The following is a 6,247-nucleotide window of genomic DNA, read 5'->3' on the forward strand; positions in this document are numbered from 1 at the left end:
GGGACGACATGCTTACCATCCGCGATCTTTCCAAGACCTACGCCAACGGCGTGCGCGCGCTCGACGGTGTCAGCCTCGACGTGCCGCGCGGCATGTTCGGCCTGCTCGGCCCCAACGGCGCCGGCAAGTCGTCGCTGATGCGCACGCTGGCGACGTTGCAGGAGGCCGACAGCGGCAGCGCCACGCTGGAAGGCGAGGGCGGGGCGGTGATCGACGTGCTTCGGGACAAGGACGCGGTGCGACGCCAGCTCGGCTACCTGCCGCAGGATTTCGGTGTCTACCCGAAGGTGAGCGCGCTCGACCTGCTCGAGCACTTCGCCGTCCTCAAGGGTCTGACCGCGCGCAAGCTGCGCCGCGAGGTGGTCGATGGCCTGTTGCAGCAGGTCAACCTCTGGGACGCACGCAAGCGCAACCTTGGGACGTTCTCCGGTGGCATGCGCCAGCGCTTCGGCATCGCCCAGGCGCTGCTGGGCAACCCGCGGCTGGTGATCGTCGACGAACCCACCGCTGGCCTCGATCCGGAGGAGCGCAACCGGTTCCTCAACCTGCTGGCCGAGATCGGCGAGAACGTCGCGGTGATCCTGTCGACCCATATCGTCGAGGACGTGACCGACCTGTGCCCGACGATGGCCATCATGAACAAGGGCCAGGTGCTGCTGACCGGGCGCCCGTCCGACGCGATCGACGCACTGGCCAACCAGGTCTGGCGCAAGCAGGTGGCAAAGGCCACGCTTGGCGACTACGAGCACCGCCACACCGTCCTGTCGACCCGGCTGGTGGCAGGCAACCCGGTGATCCACGTGTTCGCGCCCGAACGCCCGGAGGAGGGTTTCGAGCAGGTCGCGCCGGACCTCGAGGACGTGTACTTCCAGCGCCTGCGCCAGCAGGCGGCCCGTGCCCCGCACGCCGTCGCGGCCTGAGGGGGCACTGGCATGACGTTTGAATTCTTCCGCTTCGAACTGCGGCAGCAACTGCGCGCGCCCTTGCTGTGGCTGATGGCGCTGATGTTCGGCCTGTTCGCGTTCGGCGCGTCCAGCTCCGATGCGGTGGTCGTCGGCAACGCGGTCGGAAACGTCGACCGCAATGCACCGACGGTGATCGTTCGATTCCTGGGCATGTTCACCATCCTCGGCTTGCTGGTGATCGTCAGCTTCATCAGCGGCGCGCTGCTGCGCGACTTCGAACTCGGCACCGCAGACCTCTTCTTCTCCAGCCCGATGCGCAAGCGGGACTTCCTGCTCGGGCGATTCCTGGCGGCGGTGGCCGCTTGCATGGTGATCTACCTGGTGGTTGCAGTTGGCCTGATGGTCGGGCCCACGATGCCGTGGGTGGACCCTGAGCGACTCGGTCCGTTCTCCCTGGTGCCCTACGCCTGGGGCTTCGCCGTGATCGTGATCCCCAACCTGCTGTTCAGCGGCGCCCTGTTGGCGTTGCTGGCGGTGACCACCCGAAGCGTGCTGGTGGTGTACCTCGGGGTGATCGGGTTCTTCATCCTCAATTCCGTGGCGGGCGTGCTGACCGGCGACCTCGACAACGTCTGGCTCGCGACCCTGGTCGACCCGCTGGGCATGACCGCGCTGGACCGGACCACGCGCTACTGGTCGGCCGACCAGATAAACCGCGAGCTGCCGGAGCTGACCGGCTACCTGCTGGCCAACCGGGTGCTGTGGGTGGCGCTGTCGGTGGCACTGGTCGCGGCGGCGTTCGCGCTGTTCAAGCCGCAGCGTGCGGGGACGGGGCGCGGATGGTCGCTGGGCCGGTTCGGCCGGCGCACGCCGCAGGCCGCGCCCGCGTTCGCGCGTCCGCAGGTATCCGCGCCGCCCCGGGTCACGCCGGCAACGGGCGCGACCGTCGCGTGGACGCAGTTCGTGCGGCAGTGGTGGTTCGACACCGTGGGCGTGTTCCGCAGCGTGCCGTTCCTGGTGATGCTGCTGTTCGCGGTGGCCAACTTCATTGCGAGCGCCAGCCTTGCCGACACCATGTTCGGCACCCGCGTGTACCCGGTGACGTCGCTGATGAACACCTCGCTGCAGAACAGCTACAGCTTCATGCTGATCTTCGTGGTGATGTTCTACGCTGGCGAACTGGTTTGGAAGGAGCGCGGGGCGCGGCTCGGTGAGGTCACCGACGCGATGCCCGTGCCGAACTGGGTGCCACTGGCCGCCAAGATGTCAGCGCTGGCGGCCGTGGTGTTGGCGTTCCAGGCGATCGGCGCGCTTGCCGCGGTCGGGTTCCAGCTGTTCAAGGGATTCACTGCAATCGAGCCGGCCCTGTACGTTCAGGAGATCGTGCTGGGCTCGGTGCCGTTCGTGTTGATGGGCGGGCTTGCGCTGGTGCTGCAGGTGCTGAGCAACAACAAGTTCATCGGCTACGGCCTGCTGATCGCATGGCTGGTGCTGCAAGGCACGCTGGGGTTCCTCGATTTCGACCACAACCTCTACAGCTACGCTTCCGCACCGGTTGCGCCGTACTCGGACATGAACGGCTACGGCCACTTCCTGGCGGGGCGGCTGTGGTTCCAGTCGTACTGGGGCGCGTGCCTGCTGGCCCTGCTGCTTGTCTCGGCGGCGTTCTGGGTGCGCGGCGTGGCGCCGAGCCGGCGCGATCGGCTGCGGCTGGCGCGGCAGCGGCTGGCCGGCGGAAACGCCTGGGCCCTGGCTGCGAGCCTGGCACTGTTCGCCGCGCTCGGCGGTTTCATCTTCTGGAACACCAATGTCCGCAACGAGTACCTGGCAGGCGACGACGCGCTCGACCGCCAGCAGCGTTACGAGACGCTCTACCGCCAGTACGACGGGCTACCGCAGCCTCGCATCACCGCCGTGAGGACCGAGGTGGACCTGTACCCCCACNAATGTCCGCAACGAGTACCTGGCAGGCGACGACGCGCTCGACCGCCAGCAGCGTTACGAGACGCTCTACCGCCAGTACGACGGGCTACCGCAGCCTCGCATCACCGCCGTGAGGACCGAGGTGGACCTGTACCCCCACGAGCAGCGCGTGCAGGTCCGCGGCCAGTACACCGTGACCAACCCGCACGACGAGCCGATCACCGACCTCCACGTCCAGTGGTACCCCGACAGCGGCCTGGACCGGCTGGGGTTCGGCGAGGCGGCCATCACCAGCAACGACGAGCAGCTCGGCTACCGCATCTACAGGCTGGGCACGCCGATGCAGCCCGGCGATACGCGGCAGATGGACTTCGCCGTCAGCTACGCGCGCCAGGGTTTCGCCAACGACCAGGGCTGGACCCGGCTGGTCGACAACGGCACGTTCTTCAACTCCGAGGAGCTGCTGCCCCGTTTCGGCTATTCGGCCGGAAGCCAGATCAGTGACCGCAACGAGCGGCGCAAGCGCGGCATGGAGGAGCTGCCTCGCATGGCCGCGCTCGAGGACGAGGCCGCGCGCGCCAACACCTACATCAGCGACGATGCGCACTGGATCGACTTCAGCACGACCGTTTGCACCGCCCCGGAACAGATCGCGCTGGCGCCGGGCGTGCTGGAGCGCGAGTACGAACGCGACGGACGCCGGTGCTTCGACTACGCGATGCAGCGGCCGATGCTGAACTTCCACGCCACCCTGTCGGCGGAGTGGGAAGTGCGCAAGGGCGCGTACAAGCCGGGCACGCCTGACGAGCTGCCGATCGAGGTCTATTACGACCCTGCGCACCCGTTCAATGTCGACCGCATGATCGAGTCGGTACAGAAGTCGCTGGCGTACTACGAGGCCAACTTCAGCCCCTACCAGCACGAGCAGGTGCGGATCCTGGAGTTCCCGGGCTATGGCAGCTTTGCCCAGGCCTTTGCCGGCACGATCCCCTATTCGGAGTCGATCGGTTTCATTGCCGACCTGCGCGACGAGGACGCGATCGATTACGTGTTCTACGTCACCGCGCACGAGATCGCGCACCAGTGGTGGGCCCACCAGGTCATTGGCGCCGACGTCCAGGGATCGACTGTGCTCAGCGAGTCGTTGTCGCAGTACTCGGCGCTGATGGTGATGGAGAAGGAATACGGGCGCGAGAAGATGCGCCGCTTCCTCAAGTACGAACTCGACCGGTACCTGTCGGGTCGCGCGGGCGAGAACATCGAGGAGCTGCCGCTCTACCGCGTCGAGAACCAGCCCTACATCCACTACCGCAAGGGTTCGCTGGTGTTCTACCGCCTGCGCGAGGAGATCGGGGAGGACGCACTCAACCGCGCGCTGTCGAAGTTCATCGCCGACAAGGCCTACCAGCAGGCGCCGTTCACCACATCGGCCGAGCTGCTCGAGTACATCCGCGCCGAGGCCGGTCCGAAGCACGAGCAGCTGATCACCGACCTGTTCGAGAAGATCAGCTTCTACGACAACCGCGTGCAGGGCGCGACGGCGGTCAAGCGCGATGACGGCAAGTACGAAGTCACCCTCGACCTGCACGCCGCCAAGCTGTATGCCGACGGCGAGGGCAGGGAGACGCCCGCCGTGCTCGACGACTGGGTCGAAGTCGGGGTGTTTGCCCGTGGGCCGTCGGGCGACGAGGCCGACGAGGAAGTGTTGTACCTGGAGCGGCACCACATCACCTCCGAGTCGCCAAAGGTGACGGTGGTGGTCGACAAGCCGCCGTACGAGGCCGGCTTCGATCCGTTCAACAAACTGATCGACCGCGTCTCCGCGGATAACCGAAGACGGGTGACTCTCTAGGTCCGTGCGAAAAACTGAACGGGCGGTGCGGGCCGCGATGGCGCTGCCTGCGCCTTTCCCGTAACATCCGCCCCGTTCAGCGCACGGCTGCCTACCCCGCAAGGGGCACGTTTCCCAGGTATGCCCTCGCACGGGTTGGCCATCCGGCCAAGACCCCCCGCCCCGAAAGGCGTGGTCCGGTGCGACTATCCCGCACGTCTTTCGTCGCGCCGACACGGTCCGGAGCATCCGGTGCCGTCACAAACAGAAAATGCTCGCAGCGCGGTTAGGGAACGCTCCGGGTCTTGCCGCACGCACGTGCGGTTCTAACCACTCGGAGTTCCAGACATGACTTTTGAATCGCTCGGGCTGGCGCCCGCGTTGCTGCGCGCGCTTTCCGAACAGGGCTACACGACGCCCACCCCGATCCAGACCCAGGCCATCCCGCTCGTGCTGGCCGGCCACGACCTGCTGGGCGGCGCCCAGACCGGTACCGGCAAGACCGCCGCGTTCGGCTTGCCGCTGCTCAACCACCTGTCCAAGCAGACCGCCGCCAACGGTTCGCGCAAGCCGCGCGCGCTCGTGCTGGTGCCGACCCGCGAGCTGGCGGTTCAGGTCAACGACAACATCCGCTCCTACGGCAAGCACCTGCGCCTGAACTTCGGCACTATCTTCGGCGGCGCCGGCATGGGCCCGCAGGTCGACATGCTGCGTCGTGGCGTGGACGTGCTGGTGGCCACCCCGGGCCGGCTGATCGACCACCTTGAGCGCGGCACCGCCAAGCTCGACGGCATCGAGATCCTGGTGCTGGACGAAGCGGACCGCATGCTCGACATGGGCTTCCTGCCGGCGATCAAGCGCATCCTCGGCAAGGTACCGGCCCAGCGCCAGACGCTGCTGTTCTCGGCCACCTTCGAGGCCCAGCTCAAGCAGCTCGCGCTGCAGTTCATGCGCGACCCCAAGCAGGTGCAGGTGGCGGCCAACAACACCATTGCCGACACCATCGCCCACATCGCCCACCCGGTGGACAGCGGCCGCAAGCGCGACCTGCTGATCGACATCATCGCCAAGCGTCCGGGTGACCAGGTGCTGGTGTTCGGCCGCACCAAACACGGCTGCAACCGCCTGTCCGAGCAACTCGAGGCCGCCGGCCTGAAGTCGGTCGCGATCCACGGCAACAAGAGCCAGGCCCAGCGCCAGAAGGCCCTGAACCTGTTCAAGGCCAACAAGGCCCGGGTGCTGGTGGCGACCGACGTCGCCGCCCGCGGCCTGGACATCCCGGACCTGCCGCTGGTGATCAACTTCGACCTGCCGATGGTGGCCGAGGACTACGTGCACCGGATCGGCCGCACGGGCCGCAATGGCGCGAGCGGCGAGGCGCTGTCGCTGGTCTCGCACGACGAGGGCGGGCTGCTGCGGCAGATCCAGAAGATCCTCAAGAACGACGTCGAGCTGGTGACGGTCGCGGGCTACGAGCCGAGCCGTCCATTGCGCTTGGACGTGGCACTGCCGAACCCGCGCCAGAACGCGGGCAACCGCGGTCCGCGCCCGGCCGGCCGCAACGCGGGCAACCGCGGCCACGGCAAGC

3 protein-coding genes and 1 pseudogene are annotated in these 6,247 nt (G+C 67.3%); all 4 read left to right on the top strand.

Annotated elements, in window-relative coordinates:
• The first annotated feature begins 8 nt into the window (after positions 1–8).
• Complete coding sequence (locus tag ACKVMH_RS04905) at positions 9–920, top strand: ABC transporter ATP-binding protein (protein WP_412699460.1); 912 nt, start codon at positions 9–11, stop codon at positions 918–920.
• A gap of 12 nt (positions 921–932) precedes the next feature.
• Entirely contained in the window at positions 933–3,332 is a 2,400-nt protein-coding gene (locus ACKVMH_RS04910) for an ABC transporter permease (protein WP_412699461.1), read from the top strand.
• Positions 3,253–4,680: pseudogene (locus tag ACKVMH_RS04915) on the top strand (M1 family aminopeptidase); the annotation flags it as partial. The gene ACKVMH_RS04910 and the pseudogene ACKVMH_RS04915, both read left to right, overlap by 80 nt.
• Positions 4,681–5,007: 327 nt before the next feature.
• The coding region (locus ACKVMH_RS04920; protein WP_412699462.1) for a DEAD/DEAH box helicase at positions 5,008–6,247 on the top strand (1,240 nt) is incomplete at its 3' end.

It is taken from the genome of Lysobacter zhanggongensis (assembly GCF_046638635.1).
GTDB classification, from domain to species: Bacteria; Pseudomonadota; Gammaproteobacteria; order Xanthomonadales; family Xanthomonadaceae; genus Novilysobacter; species Novilysobacter luteus.

Coding starts and splice junctions, on each gene's coding strand:
- ACKVMH_RS04905 (WP_412699460.1), top strand. CDS start 9: ATGCTTACCATCCGCGATCTTTCCAAGACCTACGCCAACGGCGTGCGC.